This is a genomic window from Streptomyces cahuitamycinicus (assembly GCF_002891435.1).
Taxonomy (GTDB): Bacteria; Actinomycetota; Actinomycetes; order Streptomycetales; family Streptomycetaceae; genus Streptomyces; species Streptomyces cahuitamycinicus.
The window spans coordinates 1-427 of sequence record NZ_POUC01000987.1; the positions used below are offsets into that span (position 1 = coordinate 1).

Consider the following 427-nt stretch of genomic DNA (forward strand, 5'->3'; position numbering starts at 1 on the left):
ATACCGGATGGCCCCGCATCGGCGTTTGCTTACCATCATTCGCCGGGTGAGCTGGCGCCAGTCGCTGGGCGATAAAATCGGCGGCGTGTTTATCAATCACCTCCGCGCCTTTATCCCAGCAATATTGTCTTTCTTTTATCCCGAGACGAAAACGCGAACGAAATGTCGATCGCGCCAGGCGGGCAAAGAGCGGTTCAAGCGCATTCATCAGTATACCGAACGTCCTAACGTTTGTGTTAATTGCTCAAGCGCGGCGATACCTGCCAGAGCGTTTCCCGCAGGATCCAGCTCCGGACTCCAGACGGCAATCGCCATTTCATGCGGCACTATGGCGACAATACCGCCGCCCACGCCGGATTTAGCTGGCAATCCCACCCGCCAGGCAAACTCTCCGGCATTCTGATACATCCCGCTGGTCGCCATTAGC

2 protein-coding genes are annotated in these 427 nt (G+C 56.7%); both read right to left on the reverse strand.

The genetic code is table 11. The annotated features are described in order from the left end of the window. Positions 1 to 208: DUF4186 family protein (locus C1J00_RS48745; RefSeq protein ID WP_146046448.1), on the reverse strand; the 208-nt coding region annotated here is incomplete at its 3' end. Further along, positions 208 to 427: glutaminase (locus C1J00_RS48750; protein ID WP_180989948.1), on the reverse strand; the 220-nt coding region annotated here is incomplete at its 5' end. The genes C1J00_RS48745 and C1J00_RS48750, both read right to left, overlap by 1 nt.